Annotated in this window: 15 protein-coding genes; 2 read left to right on the top strand and 13 right to left on the bottom strand. The window is 63.8% G+C overall.

The window, feature by feature from the left end; all coding sequences use genetic code 11:
* Window positions 1-264 precede the first annotated feature (264 nt).
* The 3 genes from treS to CAG18_RS03915 all read right to left on the bottom strand — a co-directional run bounded on the left by treS (window position 265) and on the right by CAG18_RS03915 (window position 4,588).
* Window positions 265-2,331: a maltose alpha-D-glucosyltransferase gene (treS, locus tag CAG18_RS03925; RefSeq protein WP_015270624.1), complete on the bottom strand. Its 2,067-nt coding sequence runs from the start codon at window positions 2,329-2,331 to the stop codon at window positions 265-267.
* 203 nt (window positions 2,332-2,534) lie between these two features.
* On the bottom strand, window positions 2,535-3,377 hold the full coding sequence (locus CAG18_RS03920; protein ID WP_085720408.1) for a TIGR03915 family putative DNA repair protein: 843 nt from the start codon (window positions 3,375-3,377) through the stop codon (window positions 2,535-2,537).
* On the bottom strand, window positions 3,368-4,588 hold the full coding sequence (locus CAG18_RS03915) for a putative DNA modification/repair radical SAM protein (protein ID WP_013972894.1): 1,221 nt from the start codon (window positions 4,586-4,588) through the stop codon (window positions 3,368-3,370). Before CAG18_RS03915 ends, CAG18_RS03920 begins: the two co-directional genes overlap by 10 nt.
* 144 nt (window positions 4,589-4,732) lie before the next feature.
* On the opposite strand from CAG18_RS03915, the gene mqo reads away from it, so the two are divergent.
* On the top strand, window positions 4,733-6,310 hold the full coding sequence (gene mqo / locus CAG18_RS03910) for a malate dehydrogenase (quinone) (protein WP_023660582.1): 1,578 nt from the start codon (window positions 4,733-4,735) through the stop codon (window positions 6,308-6,310).
* Here mqo and CAG18_RS03905 read toward each other — a convergent pair.
* The 3 genes from CAG18_RS03905 to CAG18_RS03895 are packed head-to-tail and all read right to left on the bottom strand — an operon-like array spanning window position 6,300 to window position 8,719.
* Entirely contained in the window at window positions 6,300-6,410 is a 111-nt protein-coding gene (locus CAG18_RS03905) for an NAD-dependent epimerase/dehydratase family protein (protein ID WP_085720407.1), read from the bottom strand. The genes mqo and CAG18_RS03905 overlap by 11 nt on opposite strands.
* Window positions 6,398-7,735, bottom strand: a complete 1,338-nt coding sequence (locus CAG18_RS03900) for a UDP-glucose/GDP-mannose dehydrogenase family protein (RefSeq protein WP_054573523.1) — start codon at window positions 7,733-7,735, stop codon at window positions 6,398-6,400. Before CAG18_RS03900 ends, CAG18_RS03905 begins: the two co-directional genes overlap by 13 nt.
* Window positions 7,736-7,783: 48 nt before the next feature.
* The gene (locus tag CAG18_RS03895; protein ID WP_085720430.1) at window positions 7,784-8,719 is read right to left on the bottom strand and encodes a LysR family transcriptional regulator; all 936 of its coding nucleotides are present in this window, start codon (window positions 8,717-8,719) and stop codon (window positions 7,784-7,786) included.
* A 119-nt stretch (window positions 8,720-8,838) separates the two neighbouring features.
* On the opposite strand from CAG18_RS03895, the gene CAG18_RS03890 reads away from it, so the two are divergent.
* Window positions 8,839-9,702, top strand: a complete 864-nt coding sequence (locus CAG18_RS03890; protein ID WP_085720406.1) for a type 1 glutamine amidotransferase domain-containing protein — start codon at window positions 8,839-8,841, stop codon at window positions 9,700-9,702.
* A 62-nt stretch (window positions 9,703-9,764) separates the two neighbouring features.
* On the opposite strand, the gene CAG18_RS03885 is transcribed toward CAG18_RS03890, so the two are convergent.
* From CAG18_RS03885 to CAG18_RS03855, 7 genes are all read right to left on the bottom strand, one after another.
* Window positions 9,765-11,009, bottom strand: a complete 1,245-nt coding sequence (locus CAG18_RS03885; protein WP_003248123.1) for a saccharopine dehydrogenase family protein — start codon at window positions 11,007-11,009, stop codon at window positions 9,765-9,767.
* Window positions 11,010-11,040: 31 nt separating this feature from the next.
* Window positions 11,041-12,138: a carboxynorspermidine decarboxylase gene (nspC, locus tag CAG18_RS03880; protein ID WP_013972889.1), complete on the bottom strand. Its 1,098-nt coding sequence runs from the start codon at window positions 12,136-12,138 to the stop codon at window positions 11,041-11,043.
* A 333-nt stretch (window positions 12,139-12,471) separates the two neighbouring features.
* Window positions 12,472-13,389, bottom strand: coding sequence for a pyridoxal-phosphate dependent enzyme (locus CAG18_RS03875; RefSeq protein WP_085720405.1), 918 nt, complete (start codon window positions 13,387-13,389; stop codon window positions 12,472-12,474).
* Complete coding sequence (locus tag CAG18_RS03870) at window positions 13,386-14,060, bottom strand: transcriptional regulator (RefSeq protein ID WP_039615221.1); 675 nt, start codon at window positions 14,058-14,060, stop codon at window positions 13,386-13,388. The genes CAG18_RS03875 and CAG18_RS03870 overlap by 4 nt, the downstream gene beginning before the upstream one ends.
* Before the next feature lie 184 nt (window positions 14,061-14,244).
* Window positions 14,245-15,948 carry an amidase gene (locus tag CAG18_RS03865; RefSeq protein WP_015270615.1) on the bottom strand — a complete coding sequence of 568 codons (1,704 nt, stop codon included), beginning with the start codon at window positions 15,946-15,948 and terminating at the stop codon, window positions 14,245-14,247.
* Window positions 15,949-16,145: 197 nt separating this feature from the next.
* The gene (locus tag CAG18_RS03860; RefSeq protein ID WP_015270614.1) at window positions 16,146-18,146 is read right to left on the bottom strand and encodes a U32 family peptidase; all 2,001 of its coding nucleotides are present in this window, start codon (window positions 18,144-18,146) and stop codon (window positions 16,146-16,148) included.
* A gap of 204 nt (window positions 18,147-18,350) precedes the next feature.
* Complete coding sequence (locus tag CAG18_RS03855; protein ID WP_015270613.1) at window positions 18,351-18,731, bottom strand: RidA family protein; 381 nt, start codon at window positions 18,729-18,731, stop codon at window positions 18,351-18,353.
* Window positions 18,732-18,746: the final 15 nt, after the last annotated feature.

The raw sequence follows: 18,746 nt of genomic DNA, 5'->3' as shown, positions 1-18,746 counted from the left end.
CCCTGTGGGAGCGGGTTCACCCGCGAAGCAGGCGACGCGGTGGAGGGCACCGGCTGCGCCGGTGTTCGCGGGCGCGCCCGCTCCCACAGGTATGGCGCATTCCTTCAGCTGGTGGGGTCCCTGTGGGAGCGGGCATGCCCGCGAAGCAGGCGATGCGGTGGATGGCACCGGCTGCGCCGGTGTTCGCAGGTGAACCCGCTCCCACAGGAATCGCGTGGCTGCCGTTCAGAGCTTCACCGGTGAAGGCAATGGGGCAAATCCAACTCAGACATGCCCACTGCTGTTGACGATCCGCAGGCACAGCGCCTCATACGGGTCCAGGTTCACCATCAGCCGCCCATCCTCGGTCAAATCCCCTTCGACCGTTTCATTGATCATGTCCACCACCGGCCCCGGCGTGAACCCGGTCAGTTGCAGCTCCTCGGCAATCACTTCCTGGCCAAAGTTCAGCGCAGTGATCTGGATGCCACGCCCGGCCGGCAGCTCATGCACCATCACCAGCAAGCCGGGGCTGCTGACTTCGGGCACCAGCACCTGGCGGCTGGTGGCAATGCCATAGGCCTGGCGCACCGCCAGCAGCTTCTTCACCTTGCAGGCAAACGAATCGCCATTCTCCAGTTGGCTGTCCAGGCTGCCATACAGCGCCCGGGCTCGGGGCATGCCACGCACAGACGTCTGGGCCTGTGGCTCCAGCCCGGCCAAGTCGTAGCCGCCGCGGTGAATCCAGCGGGTATCGCCATCCAGCATCCGCTGGGCGACTGCTTCGGCGGGCAAGGGCAGGGCGCCTACCAGGTCCCAGCCGGACAGCGCCACCACACCCGGCTGCATGGCGTTGTACATGACCAGCAGCAGGTGCACCTTCTGGATCAGCTCGATTTCTGCCACCCCGATCTGCCCAAGGTCGCGGATACCCAGCGCGGCAGCGATCAGGCTGGCCGTGGTACAGGCTATGCCATTGGTGACGAAGCGCAGGTTGTATGGCGCATGCTCGCCCGACAGCCGTTCGTAGATCTCTTCGCGGATGTGCTCGCGCAGAATGCCGCCGGGCAAGGTCTGGCCTTTGTACAGGTACATGTCGTGGGCATGCAGGGTCCAGAAATGCACCAGCTCCACGGTCAGCTCGTCATGATTCTGCAGGGCATGGATCAGCGAGGCCGGGTCGATGCCGAAAGCATGCATCTCCTTGAGCATCAGGCGCAGGAACTCGGTGTCGCCAGTCAGCAGCGCATGCTGGTAGGCCGGCCGGGTAATGAAATCGTAGGACAGGTCGGCACCGCCCCTGGACATCTGCGCGATGTCGTCGAGGGTCAGGTTCAGTTCCTGGAAGCTGAAACCGCCGGCCTTGCGGATCATGCCGCCGATCAGTTGGTTGCCGACGATCGACAGCGGGTGGCTTTCCGACCAGGCAGTGCCGCTGGCGCGGGTCTCCACACCGAGAAAACCGTTGGCATCCAGGCGCAGGCCACGTGCACCCAGGCAGTCCAGGGCGTGCAGGGCATCGCCAATGATCATCTGCTGGGCGGCGAAGGTCGGGTCCAGCCAGTTCAGCGATGGCTGGCCTTCCTTGAAGTAGTGCAGGTACACCCAGCGCCGGGTCTTGCCATCTACACCGGTCACCGGCGGCGTGGCGCTCCAGTCGGTTTCCTTCACACCTGGTTCGAAGAAGATAACCCGTTGCAGCTGGCCGACGATGTAATGGCGGGCCTTGAGCTCGTCGCACTGGGCCGGCAGCAGGTTGACCGCGTCGCGCCCGGCAGGCACTTCGGGCAGCAGCGGCCAGTCTTCCTCGCGGATTTCGACCATGTGGTACAGCCCCGGATAGGGACCGTAGGCCAGCTCGGCCAGGCGAAAGTCGGCGCCCTTGCCCGTGTGCGAGGGGATCAGGTCGTCGATGGTCACGGCGTTGTGCGCGGCGGCCATGCGGCTCATCTGGATCAGCTCCTGCTCGCTGCCGTACAGCGGGTCGATGTCGAAACTGATGCGGTCGAAGTTGCCGTCCACGCTGGGGGTGAGTTCACGGCCACGAATGCCGCCGGACAACTTGATCGGGCCGGTGTGCAGTCCCTGAATGCCGATCTCCGACAAACGCTTCCACAGCGCCTCGTGGCCCAAGGCGCCAAGCACCGAACAACCTTCGGGGGCGATGATGGCATCGGGGTAGACGGTCAGCCAGACCGAAGCGATTTCAGTGGCGCGGCGGGGCTGCGCTTCGGCGTAGGGCTGTTGCCACAGGCGCGACTGGCCCGAGTACAGGTGGGTGCGTTGCTGGGAGGCCTTGAGCATGGCGCGGTCTTCGAGCCATTTGACGTATGACGGGTCGGGTTGGGTCATTTCGCGTCCTCTTTGCGTGTCGGCAGCGGCTCAGGTTATGACGGCTGTGGCGGCTGATCGTTCGGCTTGAGATTGCTTTTGGCAGTTTCGCGGGCGCGCCCGCTCCCTCCGGATCTCTACACACTTCGAGAACTGTGCAATACCTGTGTGGGCGGGCATGCCCGCGAAGAAACTCCCACTGATCAAGGTTTGCGAATACGCAACTACCGTATGGGCTTGCTGATTTGTTTGCCAGCCTGAGAGGCGACCTCCAGTGCTTGGCCGTCCCGTTGCTTGCCTTGCCGAGCCAGGCCTTCGAGCTGCGGAATCAGCATGCCCTCCGGCAAATGACGCCAGAACCGCCCGGGCATGTGCAAGCGCAAGGCGTCGGGGTTGAGGCGGGCGGGGTTGAAGGTATGACGATAGTAGGTGCGCCATAATTCGGCACCAGGGTCTTCGGCGTTGCGGGCCCATTGGCGCCAGGGTTCGGGGCACTGTCGCTGGTAGTCGAAAGCCTGGCCATCGAAGCGTATGCCGTCGTGGGCCGTGGCAATCATCCAGCGCAAACGCCCCAGGCGGTCGGCGAAATGCTCACTGGCGCTTTCCAGAATGTCATGCGCCGGCTCGTGATAGGCCACCAGGTCGAGTTGCAGCTGTTCAGCCAATACTTCGGGTAGTGGCACGAAGCGTACAAACGCATGCAGGTGGTGTGCTTCGCGATTGACCTGCTTGATCCGTCTATGCAGCTCACTGCCCAATCGGTCACCCGGCAGCATTGCAGTGCGGTCGCCATGGGCCACCCGCCAAAGTACCTCGTAAAGCAGGTTCCAGCGGTGCTCGCCACGGTAGCGGGCCGCCTGTTCCAGCTGGCCGAGCAGCGCCGCAGGCACCTTGGCGCGAAAGGGACCGGAGCCTTCCGGCAGCGCTGTCGGTACGGCCAGCAAATCAGCCACCGGCCCTTGCGCCCAGGTGACCTCCGACGGGTCGATGCCATGCCCCAACAACACCCGGGCCTGGTCACGCCAGGTGGCGAACAGGCCGTCGCAATCGAGCGCGATCATCCCCACAAGCCCATCTGCACCGGGGCCTGCGGCTCACGCAAGCGCGCCCTCAGCAGGCCGCTGCGCAGTTCGGCCTGGGGCGGGCGGTAGTCGCTGGTGACAATGAATGGCCGCGCCTTGTCCAGCACGCAGCGCAACTGGATCAGGTCATCGTAGCGAATGCGCCGTTCGCGTCGCAGGGCTACCAGGCGCTGCACGCTGCGCAGGCCGATGCCGGGAATGCGCGCCAGTAGCGCCGGCTCGGCACGGTTCACATCCAGCGGGAACACGTCGCGGTTGGCCAGCGCCCAGGCCAGCTTGGGGTCGATGTCCAGTGCCAGATTGCCGCTCTGGCCCAGCAGCTCGCCGGCCTTGTAGCCATAGCCACGCAACAGGAAGTCAGCCTGGTACAGACGGTGCTCGCGCAGCAGCGGTGGTGCGGCCAGGGGGACGCTGCCGGGGCTGTCAGGGATGGGGCTGAAGGCGGAGTAGTACACACGCTTGAGGCCGTAGCCTTGGTACAGCGATTCGGCATTGCGCAGCAGTGTGCTGTCGTCGGTGCTGTCGGCCCCGACGATCACCTGGGTGCTTTGCCCGGCCGGGGTAAAGCGCGGCGCCTTGGGTTCGTGGGCCACGGCTTGCTGGCCCTGGTGGATCACGCCCATGGCCTGGCGAATGGTGTGCGCCTGTTTTTCCGGTGCCAGGCGTTTCAGGCTGGCGTCGGTCGGCAGCTCGATGTTGACGCTGAGCCGGTCTGCCAGGCGCCCGGCCTCCTCTATCAGCAACGGGTCGGCATCGGGGATGGTCTTGAGGTGGATGTAGCCACGGAAGTCGTGCTCTTCGCGCAACAGCCGCGCCACGCGGACCAGCTGCTCCATGGTGTAGTCCGCCGAACGGATGATGCCGGAGCTGAGGAACAGGCCGCTTATGCAGTTGCGCCGGTAGAAGTCCAGGGTCAGCCGGACCACTTCCTCGGGGCTGAAGCGTGCGCGTGGCACGTTGCTGGATCGGCGGTTGACGCAGTACTGGCAGTCGTAGAGGCAAAAGTTGGTCAGCAGCACCTTGAGCAGCGATACGCAGCGCCCATCAGGGGTGTAGCTGTGACAGATGCCCATGCCATTGGTAGCACCCAGCCCATCAGCCCCGCGCGAGTTGCGTTTGGGCGCGCCGCTGCTGGCGCAGGATGCGTCGTACTTGGCAGCATCGGCAAGGATGCCGAGTTTGGCGATGAGTTGCATGGGCCTGACCTGTGATACTGAGTATTCATACAGTATTTTGAGACGTGGCGGATTGCAAGTGATTGTGCACCAGCCACGCCCGACCAAATCCGTCATCTAAGCTTGTGGCTGACTTACGGATAGCAACGAGGCAAGGGGGAGGTTATGAGGATCACCATCAAGCCGGTACTGGCGCTGACCGGGCTGGCCTTGGCATTCGGCATGCTCGATGCCCAGGCCGCGGAAACCAGAAGGGTCGATGTCATGCTGGTGGGCGGCGGCATCATGAGTTCAACCCTGGCCGTCTGGCTCAATGAGCTGGAGCCGGGTTGGTCGATGGAAATGGTCGAGCGCCTGGACAAGGTCGCCGAAGAAAGCTCCAACGGCTGGAACAACGCTGGTACCGGCCACTCGGCCCTGGCCGAACTGAACTACACCCCGGAGAAGGACGGCAAGGTCGATATCAGCAAGGCGGTGGAGATCAACGAGTCGTTCCAGGTCACCCGTCAGTTCCTCGCCTGGCAGGTCAAGCAGGGCGTGCTGAAGAACCCGCATTCCTTCATCAACACTACCCCGCACATGAGCTTCGTCTGGGGCGACGACAACATTCGCTTCCTGAAGAAGCGCTACGAGGCGCTGCAGGCCAGCCCGTTGTTCAAGCCCATGCAGTACTCCGAGGACCACGAGCAGATCCGCAAGTGGGTACCGTTGATGATGGAGGGCCGCGACCCCAACCAGAAACTGGCCGTGACCTGGACGCCGATCGGCACCGACGTCAACTTTGGCGAGATCACCCGGCAATACGTGGGCTATCTGCAGACCCGGCCGAACTTCGACCTCAAGCTGTCGACCGAAGTGCAGGCGATCACCCGCAACGACGACGGCTCCTGGCATGTCGAATACAAGAACCTCAAGGACGGCAGCAACGCGGCCACCGACGCCAGGTTCCTGTTCATCGGCGCAGGTGGTGCAGCGCTGCCACTGCTGCAGAAGTCGGGTATCGAGGAGGCCAAGGACTATGCCGGTTTCCCGGTCGGTGGTTCGTTCCTGGTCACCGACAACCCGGCCATCGCCCAGCGTCACATGGCCAAGGCCTACGGTATTGCCGCCACCGGCGCACCACCGATGTCGGTGCCGCACCTGGACACCCGTGTGCTCGATGGCAAGCGCATGATCCTGTTCGGGCCGTTCGCCACCTTCTCGACCAAGTTCCTCAAGCAGGGCTCGCTGCTTGACCTGTTCGCCAGCGCCAGTGTGCACAATGCCTGGCCGATGGTAAGGGTTGGGGTGCGCGAGTTCGACCTGGTGCAGTACCTGATCGGCCAGGTGCTGCAATCTGACGATGACCGTTTCGAAGCGTTGCGCACCTACTTCCCCGAGGCGAAGAAAGAGGACTGGCGGCTGTGGCAGGCGGGCCAGCGGGTGCAGATCATCAAGAAGGACGAAGCATTGGGTGGTGTGCTCAAGCTCGGCACTGAAGTGGTGACGTCCAAGGATGGCAGCATTGCAGGATTGCTGGGTGCTTCGCCTGGCGCCTCGACCGCGCCGCCGATCATGCTCGATGTGCTGAGCAAGGTGTTCAAGGACAAGATGGCATCGCCGCAGTGGCAGGCGAAGATCAGGCAGATCATCCCGTCCTACGGCATCCGCCTTAACGACCACCCGGACCAGGTGCAGAAGGAGTGGGCATACACCAACGAGGTGTTGCAACTGAATCCTCCCGAGGGCGCCGTTACGCCGTAGCAAAGTTCCATGCGGCGACCACCTCGATGCCTGCTTCGCACAGGCGCCGTGCAATGTGGTCGCCGGTGAAGCCGGCCACGCCGGTAATCAGTTCGGGCATGCTGGCTGCACCTGGCCGCGACCGATGCCGTAGTAAGTCAGGCCGGCGGCGGCCATGTGCTCGGGTTCGAACAGGTTGCGCCCGTCGAACACCACCCGGTCGGCCAGTTGTTGCGGCACCTTGTCCAGGTTGAGCACGCGGTACTCCTGCCATTCGGTGACGATCACCAGGGCATCGGCGCCGCGCAGCGCGTCGTCCTTGCACGGTACCAGTTGCAGGTCGGCGCGGCAGCCATAGTGCCGCTGGATTTCCTCCATGGCCTGCGGGTCATGGGCCTGCACCCGCGCGCCGGCGGCCCAAAGCGCTTCCAGCAAGACTCGGCTGGAGGCCTCGCGAATGTCGTTGGTATTGGGCTTGAACGACAACCCCCACACGGCGAAGACCTTGCCTCGCAGGCCGCGTGGGTAGTGGCGTTGGATCTTGCCGAACAGCCGGTTCTTTTGCTGCTCGTTGACCGATTCCACCGCACGCAGCAACTGTGGTTCGAAGCCCTCGGCCTCGGCGCTGCGGCGCAGGGCTTGCAGGTCCTTGGGGAAGCATGAGCCGCCAAAGCCGCAGCCGGCATAGATGAAGTCGTAGCCGATGCGCGGGTCCGAGCCGATGCCGCGGCGCACCAGTTCGATGTCGGCGCCCAGATGCTCGGCCAGGTTGGCGATTTCGTTGATGAACGAGATCTTGGTCGCCAGCATGCAGTTGGCCGCGTACTTGGTCAGCTCGGCGCTGCGCGCGTCCATCACCATCAGTTTTTCGCGGTTGCGGCTGAACGGCAGGTACAGCTCGCGCAGCAGCTCTACTTCGGCGGGTTCCGCGCCACCGATGATGATGCGCTCCGGGCGCATGCAGTCATCGACCGCCGAGCCCTCCTTGAGGAACTCGGGGTTGCTGACGACGCGCAAGCGGCTGGTATCGGCCACGGCCTGGGCGATGCGCGCCTTGATGCGGTGCACCGTACCAACCGGCGCGGTGGATTTGTTGACGATCAACTTGGGGCCATCGGCATGTTCGAGGATGCTGTCGACCACGGCGAACACGTGCTTCAGGTCGGCGCTGCCATCGGCCTGAGGCGGGGTGCCGACGGCAATGAACTGCACCCTTGCGTAGTTGGCCGCTTCGCTGGCGTCGGTGGTGAAACGAAGGCGACCGCAGGCCAGGTTCTTCTCCAGCATCGGCGCAAGGCCGGGCTCGAAGATCGGGCAATGGCCTGCATTGAGGCTGGCGACCCGCTCGGCGTCGACATCCATGCACAACACCGAATGGCCCACCTGGGCCAGGCACACTGCCTGGGTGAGGCCGACATAGCCGGTACCGAAAACCGTGACCTTCATCTGACAGCTCCTTGGCGAGAAAGCTGAAAAAAAATGTCACATCGTTGTTTAGAAATTGTTACTCGCGCAGGCGGTTGCCTCTTGGGCGACGTTCCACAGCTGTTGGCGAAACCAGCGGCGCAAGGGGTCGGCGTGGGTGCGTTCGTGCCAGATCTGCATCACCTCGATCGCTGGCAATGTCAGCGGCAGCGGATACATGAGCAGGTCGTCGTCACGTTCGACGGCTTCGGTGGCCAGCGAGCGCAGGCAGGTGAGCAGCAGATCGGTGCCGCGCAGCAGGCGCATGGGGGCCAGGAAACTCGACAGGCCAGCCACGACCCGCCGTTGCATGCCCTGGCTGCGCAAGGCGCGGTCGACCAGGCCATCGAGGTCGCCGGTGAGGGTGGTAAGCAGGTGGTCGCTGGCAAGGAAGGTATCGAGGTCCAGGCCGTTTTCCAGGCCTGGATGGCTGCGCGAGGCCAGCACTACCAAGTGCTCACTGAGCAGGCGCTGTTGGTGGAAGGTTTCCGGCAGGTCGGTGTAGAACCCGGCAACGGCCAGGTCACAGGTGCCTTTCTCCAGTTCTTCGCGAGGCAGCAGACCGCGGGTGTTGCAGGTGACCAGCGTCAGGTTCGGTGCCTGGCTACGCAGGAGCGGCAGCAGCCTGGGCAACAGGGTCTGCTCCACATAATCGGTGCTGTACAGGTGCAGTCGGGCAGGGCGGGCGAGGAAGTCCTGCCCTTCGCAGCGCTCATAAAAACCTTCCAGGCCCACGACCAGGCGTTCTACCTCAGGCGCCAGTTCGTGGGCGCGTGGCGTCGGGGTCAGGCCCCGGGGCGCGCGCACGAACAGCGGGTCGCCAAACTGATGGCGCAGCTTGTTGAGCTTGTGGCTTAGGGCCGGCTGGCTCAGCGCCATGCGCTGGGCGGCGAGGGTGGCGTTGCGGTCCTGGTACAGCACATGGAACAGGTACAGCAGGTTGAAGTCCTTGCTGGAGATATTCATTTTCTGGATCACAGGCATGAGAGCTTTCGAATTATCGAATCATAGCCTTGCCGTTAGCATGAACGCATCCCCGCCAACATGAGCGGACAGCTCTATTTGCCTGATCAGGAGATTGTTGCATGACCAAGATGTCCCGGCTTGCCCTGGCTGTTGCCAGCACCCTGCTTGCCACCGGCGCCCACGCTGCGGCAAAGGGAGAGGTGCTGGTGCTGTTGTCCAGCGAGCACCAGCTGCTCCTGCAGGACGGCAAGCGCTACGCCACCGGCTACTACCTCAACGAATTCGGCGTGCCTGCCGACCAGTTGCTCAAGGCTGGCTACAAGCTGTTGCTGGTTACCCCCAAGGGTAATGCCCCGAGGGTCGACCAGCGTTCGATCGACCCGAGCTACTTTGCCGGCGATGCGGTGGAGATGCGCCGGATCGAGAAGGTCGTGCAAGGCCTGCCGGGCATTGACGATACCCTGTCGGTGAAAGAAGTACTGGCAGGTGACCTGGGCCGCTATGCCGGGCTGTTCATCCCCGGCGGCCATGCGCCGTTGATCGACCTGGCCAACAACCCGGACGTGGGCGCCTTGCTGCGGCATTTCCATCAAGCCGGCAAGCCTACAGCCGCGATCTGCCACGGCCCCATCGCCTTGCTCTCGGCCCAACAGGACCCGGCCAGCTACCAGTCGGCGCTGGCGCGTGGTGAAAAGCCGGCAGCCACCGACTGGTTGTACAAGGGTTACAAGATGACCATTTTCTCCGACCCGGAGGAGCAGGTATTCGAAGGTTCGCTCAAGGACCAGCGGCTGCTGTTCTACCCGGCCAACGCCATGGCAATGGCAGGGGGCGACATGGGCTACGCCAAGGCCTGGCAACCCAATGTGGTGGTGGACCGCGAACTCATCACCGGGCAGAACCCGTTCTCGGACAAGGCGCTGGCCAAGGTATTGCTGGAAAAGCTGGCTCAGCAGGCAAAGGCCTCTGGCCAGGGCATCTAGACTTACACGTGGCCTGCAAAAGCAGAGGGGGCGCCTTGATGGCGCCCCCTCTGCTTTGCTGCTTAGGCTTCAGCGTCCCAAGGACGATCGCCTTTTTCATCCTTGACGCGGGTCGGCAGGCCCATGACGTCCAGTGCCTTGAGGAACGGCTCGGCTGGCAGCTCCTCGACGTTGACCATGCGCTTGGCATCCCACTCGCCACGGGCGACCAGCAGGGCGGCAGCCACTGGCGGTACACCGGCGGTGTAGGAAATACCCTGGCTGTCGGTCTCGGCGTAGGCTTCTTCGTGGTCGGCCACGTTGTAGATGAACACTTCGCGCGGCTGGCCATCCTTGGTGCCCTTGACCAGGTCACCGATGCAGGTCTTGCCGGTGTAGCCCGGGGCCAGAGAGGCTGGGTCCGGCAGCACGGCCTTGACCACTTTCAGCGGTACCACTTCCAGGCCTTCGGCGGTTTTCACCGGTTGCTCGGAGAGCAGGCCCAGGTTCTTCAGCACGGTGAACACGTTGATGTAGTGCTCGCCGAAGCTCATCCAGAAACGCACGTTCGGCACGTTGAGGTTCTTCGAAATCGAGTGAACCTCATCGTGGCCGGTCAGGTACAGGTTCTGCGAACCCACCACCGGCAGGTCGTCGGTACGCTTGACCTCGAACATGGTGTTGCTGGTCCACTGGCTGTTCTGCCAGCTCCACACTTGCCCGGTGAATTCACGGAAGTTGATTTCCGGGTCGAAGTTGGTGGCGAAGTACTTGCCATGCGAACCGGCATTGACGTCGAGGATGTCGATCGAGTCAATGCTGTCGAAATACTGTTGCTGCGCCAGCTTGGCGTAGCTGTTCACCACACCCGGGTCGAAACCGACGCCGAGAATGGCGGTAATGTTCTTTGCCTGGCACTCTTCGAGGTGTTTCCACTCGTAGTTGCCGTACCACGGCGGGGTCTCGCAGATCTTGCCCGGCTCTTCGTGGATGGCGGTGTCCAGGTAGGCGACACCGGTATCGATGCAGGCACGCAGCACCGACATGTTGAGGAAGGCGGAACCAACGTTGATCACGATCTGCGATTCGGTCTCGCGGATCAGCGCCTTGGTAGCCTCGACATCGAGGGCATTGAGCGAGAAGGCCTGGATGTCGGCGGGTACCTTGAGGCTACCCTTGGCCTTGACGCTGTCGATGATGGCCTGGCATTTGGAGATGTTCCGTGACGCGATAGCGATACGACCCAGTTCGTCGTTATGCTGCGCGCACTTGTGGGCCACCACCTTGGCGACACCTCCTGCACCAATGATAAGAACGTTCTTCTTCAATTTATCCCTTGCTCCTTACTGAAAGCCGGTCTTACGACAGGCTGGAAACGTAGTCTTCGAAACCGAACTCGCGCACCACTTCGACGCTGCCGTCGAGTTGCTTGACCACGATGGATGGCATTTTCAGACCGTTGAACCAGTTTTTCTTGACCATGGTGTAACCCGCCGCGTCGACGAACGACAGGCGATCACCGATGGCCAGCGGACGATCGAATTGGTATTCGCCGAAGATGTCACCGGCCAGGCACGACTTGCCGCAGACCATGTAGGTGTGCGCGCCGTCGTTGGGGGCCATCTTGGCGTTGAGGCGGTAGATCAGCAGGTCGAGCATGTGCGCTTCGATCGAGCTGTCGACCACGGCCAGGTGCTTGCCGTTGTACAGGGTGTCGAGCACGGTCACTTCCAGCGAGGCGCTGTTGGTGATGGCCGCTTCGCCCGGCTCCAGGTACACCTGCACGCCGTACTTTTCCGAGAAGGCTTTCAGGCGCGCGCAGAAGGCGTCCAGCGCGTAGTCTTCACCGGTGAAGTGGATGCCGCCACCGAGGCTGACCCACTCGACCTTGTGCAGCAGGTGGCCGAAGCGCTCTTCGATGTGCGTGAGCATCTTGTCGAACAGGCCGAAGTCGCCGTTCTCGCAGTTGTTGTGGAACATGAAGCCGGAGATCTGCTCGATCACCTGTTCGACCTTGGCCGGGTCCCATTCGCCCAGGCGGCTGAACGGGCGGGCAGGGTCTGCCAGCAGGTAGTCGGAGCTGCTGACCTGCGGGTTGACGCGCAGGCCACGGACCTTGCCTTCGGACTGTTCGGCGAAGCGCTGTAGCTGGCCGATCGAGTTGAAGATGATCTTGTCGCAGTTCTCGAGCATTTCCTCGACCTCGTCGTCGGCCCAGGCCACGCTGTAGGCGTGGGTTTCGCCGGCGAACTTCTGGCGGCCGAGCTTGAGCTCGTACAGCGACGAAGAGGTGGTGCCGTCCATGTACTGTTGCATCAGGTCGAAGACTGACCAGGTGGCAAAGCACTTGAGGGCGAGCAGTGCCTTGGCGCCGGAGTGTTCGCGCACGTAGGCGATCTTCTCCATGTTGCCCAGCAGCTTGGTTTTATCGATGAGGTAGTACGGCGTCTTGATCATTTAAAGGCCCCCGGCCAGGCCGGCCAAAAAAAGGACACGCATTGTGCCTTCACTTGCCGCAGACCGAAAGGGTGGGTTACGCATTTCGTCGTGGTTGACGCTGTTGCGAGAGGATTTTTCCGGTTGCGGCGGGCTCAGTAGAACAGCGGCATGTGACTATCGTAATCAGCAACCGGGTGCCGCAAGGAGAATCCGATGAGTGTTGTATTGGATGGCACCGGCTCCGCCGGTGTTCGCGGGTGAACCCGCTCCCACAGGTTTAGCGCGAGGCTCAGAAAATGCGCGGTTCCTGTGGGAGCGGGCAAGCCCGCGAAGAGGCCGGTACAGGCAACCTCAATCAACCTGCTGCAACCACGCCTGGATCTGCTCCAGCGTGGCGGTTGCCCCGCCACAAACCACCACCAGCACATTCCGGTACTTGGCCAGGGTATCCGGTGCATAGGCCAACGCCAAAGCCGCCCCACATGCAGGCTCAACCAGCACGCGATGGTCCAGCAGGAATCGCTCGCACGCCTCCAGCGCAGCGCGGTCAGTGACCAGATGGCTGTGCACCGGATGCTCCTTCACGCACACCAGCGCCTGGTCAGCCACACGCTTGGCCCCCAGCGAGGTCGCCACCGAGGCAATATGTTCCAGCTCCACCGAATGCCCCGCCTGCATGGCCGCATGCAGCGATGCCGCGCCCTCGGTTTCCACCGCCAGCACCGGCACATCGCCCCAGCCGTTACGCTGTAGCCCCTCGACCACACCACTGAGCAAACCACCACCGCCTACCGACAACACCACGGCATCCGGTTTCACGCCGGCCTCGGCGACTTCATCCACCAGGCTGGCATGCCCGGCCCACAGCAGCGGGTCGTCGAATGGGTGGATGAAGGCGTCATCCGGGCCGACCAAGGTCTGCGCCAGGGCGTTGGCCTCTTGCCAGGAGCTGCCATGCACCACCACCTTGGCGCCCTCCAGGCGCAGCAGGTCTTTGGCCCGCTCGGTGGTGGTCTCGGGCACTACCACGGTCACCGGCACGCCCAGCTTGCGCCCGGCATAGGCCACTGCCAGGCCCGCGTTGCCGCCCGATGAAGACACGAAGTGCCGCGCGCCACGGGCATGGTGCACCTCGCAGGCGTGGCCCACGCCGCGCAGCTTGAACGAGCCGCAGGGCTGCAGGGCATCGAGCTTGAGCCAGACGTTGCTCCCCGCGGCCAGCGACAGCGGGCGGGACTCGATCAGGGGGGTATGGATATGCAAGGTCATTGGCTGGCTCCGCGCAGTTGCTCGAGGTAGTTGTAAACGGTGTAGCGGGTCACACCCAGGGCGCTGGCGGCCTTTTCCACGCCGCCCTTGACGATGAACAGGCCGCGCTCCTGCATCACTCTTACGGCTTCTACCTTGGCCTGCTTGTTCATTCGCCCCTGGCCGCTGCGCTGCAGGGATGCCTGGATTATCTCGCTCATCAGCAGTTCCATGTCGGCGGGTTCACTGACGGCAGGTGCGGCCGCTGTTGGTTGGAACTGCCGGAGAAAATTCATGGCTGCATCCAGGCCGGTGACGTCGGTGTTGACGCAGAGGCTGGCGAAGGGGTGGCCGCTGCTGTCACGGAAGATGGCCGTGGCGCTGCGCAGTGTGCGGCCCTTCAGCGTGGTGGGGTAGTCGGGCAGCACCACCGGCTCGCAGCCGTGCTGATCGGCCGAGGCCTGCATCAGTGCCTTGAAACCCTGGTCCTGTTCCGGGGCGGCGAGGATTGGGCTACCGACGCTGCGCCCGGAAAGATGGCCGTTGACGATCGCCACCACGGAGTGTTCCGGGTGGTCGAGGTCGTGCAGGAGGATTTCCATGTTGCGCGCGGCAACGCTGCCCAGGGCCTGGATGGCGGCCTTGAGGACGGTGAGGGTGAGCTGGCGTTCTTCGCTTGGGGTGATAGGCATGGCAGATCGCAAAATCAACGTTTTGTGTATTTTTACACATAAAGTTGAATTAGGCGATTTGCTTTTCCAGGCCCATTCGCGGGTAAACCCGCTCCCACAGGGACCCCACGGTATTCAATACCTGTGGGGTCCCTGTGGGAGCGGGTTTACCCGCGAATGGGCCGCAAAGCGGCCCCTTTAACCCTCAGCCCAGGGGCGGGGTACGCGGTGGGATCATTCGACGCGACCCGGTCGCCTCGAAGGCTGCACCAAAGCTCAGCAGCGCATTGTCGCTGTAAGCCCGGCCAGCAAAGGTCAGCCCCACCGGCATGCCGATATCGGCCATCACGCCCATTGGCACGGTCACGGTAGGCACGCCCAGGTGACGGATTGCCAGGTTGCCGTTGGCCACCCAGATACCGTTGCTCCAGGCGATGTCCGCCGACGCCGGGTTGACGTCGGCATCCGCCGGGCCCACGTCGGCCACGGTGGGGAACAGCACCGCGTCCAGGCCCAGGTTGTCCATCCAGTCTTCCAGGTCGATCTTGCGGGTCTGCTCCAGGCCGCGCAGGCCGTCGGGCAGGGTCTCGATCTGGTCCCAGGTCTTCAGGCCACGCTTGGCCATGTTGACGTACTCGTCCATGCCAGCGGCCAGGTCGTCCTCACGGTTGGGCAGGGTGCCCGGGTCGTGGGGGAAGATCTGCGGCCCGTCGACATCGGCCAGGCGGTTGAGCCTGGGGTCATCGTTGGCGCGCAGGAAGTCGTCGAAGGCCCAGCCCGACAGCTCCCACAGCTCGTCATGCAGGAATTCCTTGCTGACGATGCCGCGGTTGTACACAGTCGGTGCCCCCGGGCGGTCGCCTTCGCAGTTGGACACCAGCGGGAAGTCCACTTCCAGTACTTCGGCACCAGCCGCCTCCAGTGCCTGGCGGGCCTGCTGCCACAGGTCGATCACCGTGGCGCGGGTGTGGATGCGCTGGCCAGTCGGGCCGCCGATGCCTGGCTTCTCGGAAGTACCGGCTTCGGCATCGGCATTGATGTACATGCGTGGCACGCCAAAGCGCTTGCCCTTGAGCGCGCTGGCATCCACGGCCAGGTCCAGATACGAAGCCGGGCGCACCGTAGAAGCGGCCGGGATTGGCACCCAGGGTTGCAGGCGCCACAGGTCGCCGCGCTTGTCAGCGTCGTCGGCTACGACTACGTCGAGGATTTCCAGCAGGTCGGCCATGGTACGGGCATAGGGAACCACCACGTCCATGGTCGGTGTGAGCGGCCAGTTGCCACGCACCGAAATCACCCCACGCGACGGGGTATAGGCGCACAGGCCATTGTTGGATGCCGGGCCACGGCCGCTGGACCAGGTTTCTTCGGCCAGGCCGAAGGCACTGAAACTGGCGGCAGTGGCGGTGCCGGCACCGTTGGACGAGCCCGAGGCGAACGGTGCGGTCAGGTAGTTGGCGTTGTACGGGCTTTCGGCGCGGCCATACACGCCGCGCTGCATGCCGCCGTTGGCCATGGGCGGCATGTTGGTCTTGCCCAGGCACACGGCGCCGGCGGCGCGCAGGCGTTCGATGGTGAAGGCGTCGCGCTGGGCCACCAGATCCTTGAAGGCAGGGCTGCCGGAGGCAGCGGTCAGGCCTTTGACCAGGTAGCTGTCCTTGGCGGTGTAGGGGATGCCGTCCAGCGGGCTCAGGACCTGGCCTTTGGCGCGACGGGCGTCGGAGGCTGCGGCCTCATTCAGCGCCTCGGGGTTGCGTACCACAACGGCGTTCAGGGCGGTGGCGGTGTCGGCGCCATCGTAGGCGTCGATGCGCGCCAGGTAGGCCTGGACCAGCTCGACCGCCGTCGTGCGGCCCGACTCGAGCGCATCGCGCAGCTCGGCAATGGAAACCTCGGTTACCTCGATCATGCGTTCACCAAAAAAATGTGCAGGTGGGGGCTAATGCGAGGAGTGTACAAGAAGGGCTTGGCGGGCGCAGGTTTGCGCGGGGGCAAACGGTTTTTTGCAGGCGAGCATTGTCGGTTCTTCCCGAGTCGTCCCACCACCCCTTCGAGTATCATCATGCAGGCGGCTTCAGCCGCAAAAGGGCCCTTGCAGGCCACCGATCAATGCGGCCCGCGCGGAATGGTCTTCAGCAAGTCTTCCGGGCTGATGTGCCCAACCACCTGGGCCACCGCGCTGCCCGGGGTCGGCAGGTCGATGATGTGGCTTTTCATCTTGCCGATCACGTGCATTTCGCACGGCTTGCAGTCGAACTTCAGGGTCAGCACTTCATCACCCTGGATCAGCTGCATCGGCGCCACCTTGGTGCGCACGCCGGTCACGCCCTTGGCCTGCTTGGGGCACAGGTTGAAGGAGAAGCGCAGGCAGTGCTTGGTAATCATCACCGGCACTTCGCCGTGCTCTTCATGGGCCTCGTAGGCTGCGTCGATCAGCTGCACGCCGTGGCGGTGGTAGAAGTCGCGGGCCTTCTGGTTGTACACGTTGGCCAGGAACGACAGATGCGACTCTGGGTAAACCGGCGGTGGCGTGGTCTCGGCCTTGCGCCCGCCACGCGGGTGCGCCTGCACCCGTGCTGCAGTCAGCGCCTCGATGGCTTCGCGGCGCAGGGCCTTGAGCTGCGAGTTGGGGATGAAGTAAGCCTGCGGGGCGTCCAGCTCGATGCTGTCGGCGTGGTACATGGTGGTGCCCAGCTGGCCGAGCAGGTCGTGCAGCTGGTCCAGCGCCTGCTGCGGCTTGTTGGCCGGGCCGAACGGGCCTTCCAGTGCCACTTGCGTGCTCACGCCTTCCTCGCTGGTGACGGTCAGCACCAGGCGTTGCTCGCGCAGTACCGCGTGCCATTGCACGCCGACGCGGCGCTCGGCCGAGGTGCGTTGCAGGGCCTGCTGCCAGTTGTGGTCGAGGTTGCGCGACAGCGGGTGGTTGGGCCGCAGCTTGTGCAGGCCTTCAGGCATTTCGTTGGGCTCGACGCGGTAGCGGTAGCGCTTCTCGCCGTCTTCCTCGAATTCGCCACGCGGTTCGGCGATGTTGGCACGGAAGCCCACCACCTCACGCTTCACCAGCACATTGAGGCCGTCACCGTTGGTCAGCGGCACCTCGGTGACCACCTGCATGTCACGCTTGCCGACCTTTTCCACCACGCCCACCGGCAGGCCGGTGAAGGTTGGCGAGTCGAAGGCGCCGATGTCGACCTTGCGGTCGGTGACGAAGTAGTCGGTGCTGCCGCGGTGGAAGGTCTTGTCCGGGTCGGGCACGAAGAAGTGCTGGGTGCGGCCGCTGGAGGCACGGGCCAGCTCAGGGCGGCCTTCGAGGATGGCGTCGAGTTCCTTGCGGTAGTGGGCGGTGATGTTCTTCACATAGGCCACGTCCTTGTAGCGGCCTTCGATCTTGAACGAGCGCACGCCGGCGTCGACCAGGTCAGCCAGGTTGGCGGTCTGGTTGTTGTCCTTCATCGACAGCAGGTGCTTCTCGAACGCGACCACGCGGCCCTGGTCATCCTTCAGGGTGTAGGGCAGGCGGCAGGCTTGCGAGCAGTCGCCGCGGTTGGCGCTGCGGCCGGTCTGCGCATGGGAGATGTTGCACTGGCCGGAGAAGGCCACGCACAGCGCACCGTGGATGAAGAATTCGATGGCGGCGTCGGTTTCGGCGGCGATGGCGCGGATCTGCTGCAGGTTCAGCTCACGCGCCAGCACCAGCTGGGAGAAGCCGGCCTGGTCGAGGAACCTGGCCCGTTCCAGGGTGCGGATGTCGGTCTGGGTGCTGGCGTGCAGCTCGATCGGCGGGATGTCCAGCTCCATCACCCCGAGGTCCTGCACGATCAGTGCGTCGACACCAGCGTCGTACAGCTGGTGGATCAGCTTGCGCGCGGGCTCCAGCTCGTTGTCGTGGAGGATGGTGTTGATGGTGGTGAACACGCGTGCATGGTAGCGATGGGCGAACTCGACCAGTTCGGCGATATCGCTGACTTCGTTGCAGGCGTTATGGCGCGCGCCGAAGCTCGGGCCACCGATGTAGATGGCGTCTGCGCCGTGCAGGATCGCTTCGCGGGCGATGGCCACGTCACGGGCAGGGCTGAGCAGTTCCAGGTGATTCTTTGGAAGGGACATGTCGTTATAGGTTCGGGCTGTCACGGTTTAGGCGGGCATTGTAGCGGCGAAACGGGCTGGCGGCATCATCGGGGTGCCGAGAGGTGTACTGCCTGCACCGGCCCTATCGCCGGCAAGCCAGCTCCCACAGGTACTGCACAGGCTTGAGGGCAGCGCGGTCGAGGTGGGAGCTGGCTTGCCGGCGATAGGGCCCTTGAAGGTGAATCAGCGCTTGGCAGCCATTGCGGTCACTTCCACGCGCATGCCTTCGAACGCCAGTGCAGCCACGCCCACGGCGGCGCGTACCGGCCAGGGCTTGCTGAAGAAGCGCTGGTACACCTCGTTGAATGCCGCGCGGTCGGCCATGTCGGTGAGGTAGATGGTCAGGTGCAGCACGCGGTCCATGCCGCTGCCGGCCTTCTCCAGCGCCACCTTCAGCGCCTGCAGGGTGCACTCGCTCTGCTCGACGATGCCGCCCAGCTCCAGGCTGCCATCAGCGTGGGTCGGGATCTGCGTGGTGACCAGCACGCCGTTGTATTCGGCAACGTCGGAAGAAATCGACTCGGCGTCCGGGTCCGGGGTGTAGATGATGTCTGCTTGTGCCATGGTGTGTTTTGCCTT

Origin of the sequence: Pseudomonas sp. B22(2017), assembly GCF_002113105.1 — a bacterium.
Classification (GTDB): domain Bacteria; phylum Pseudomonadota; class Gammaproteobacteria; order Pseudomonadales; family Pseudomonadaceae; genus Aquipseudomonas; species Aquipseudomonas asiatica.
This window is presented reverse-complemented; position numbering and strand designations above follow the sequence as displayed.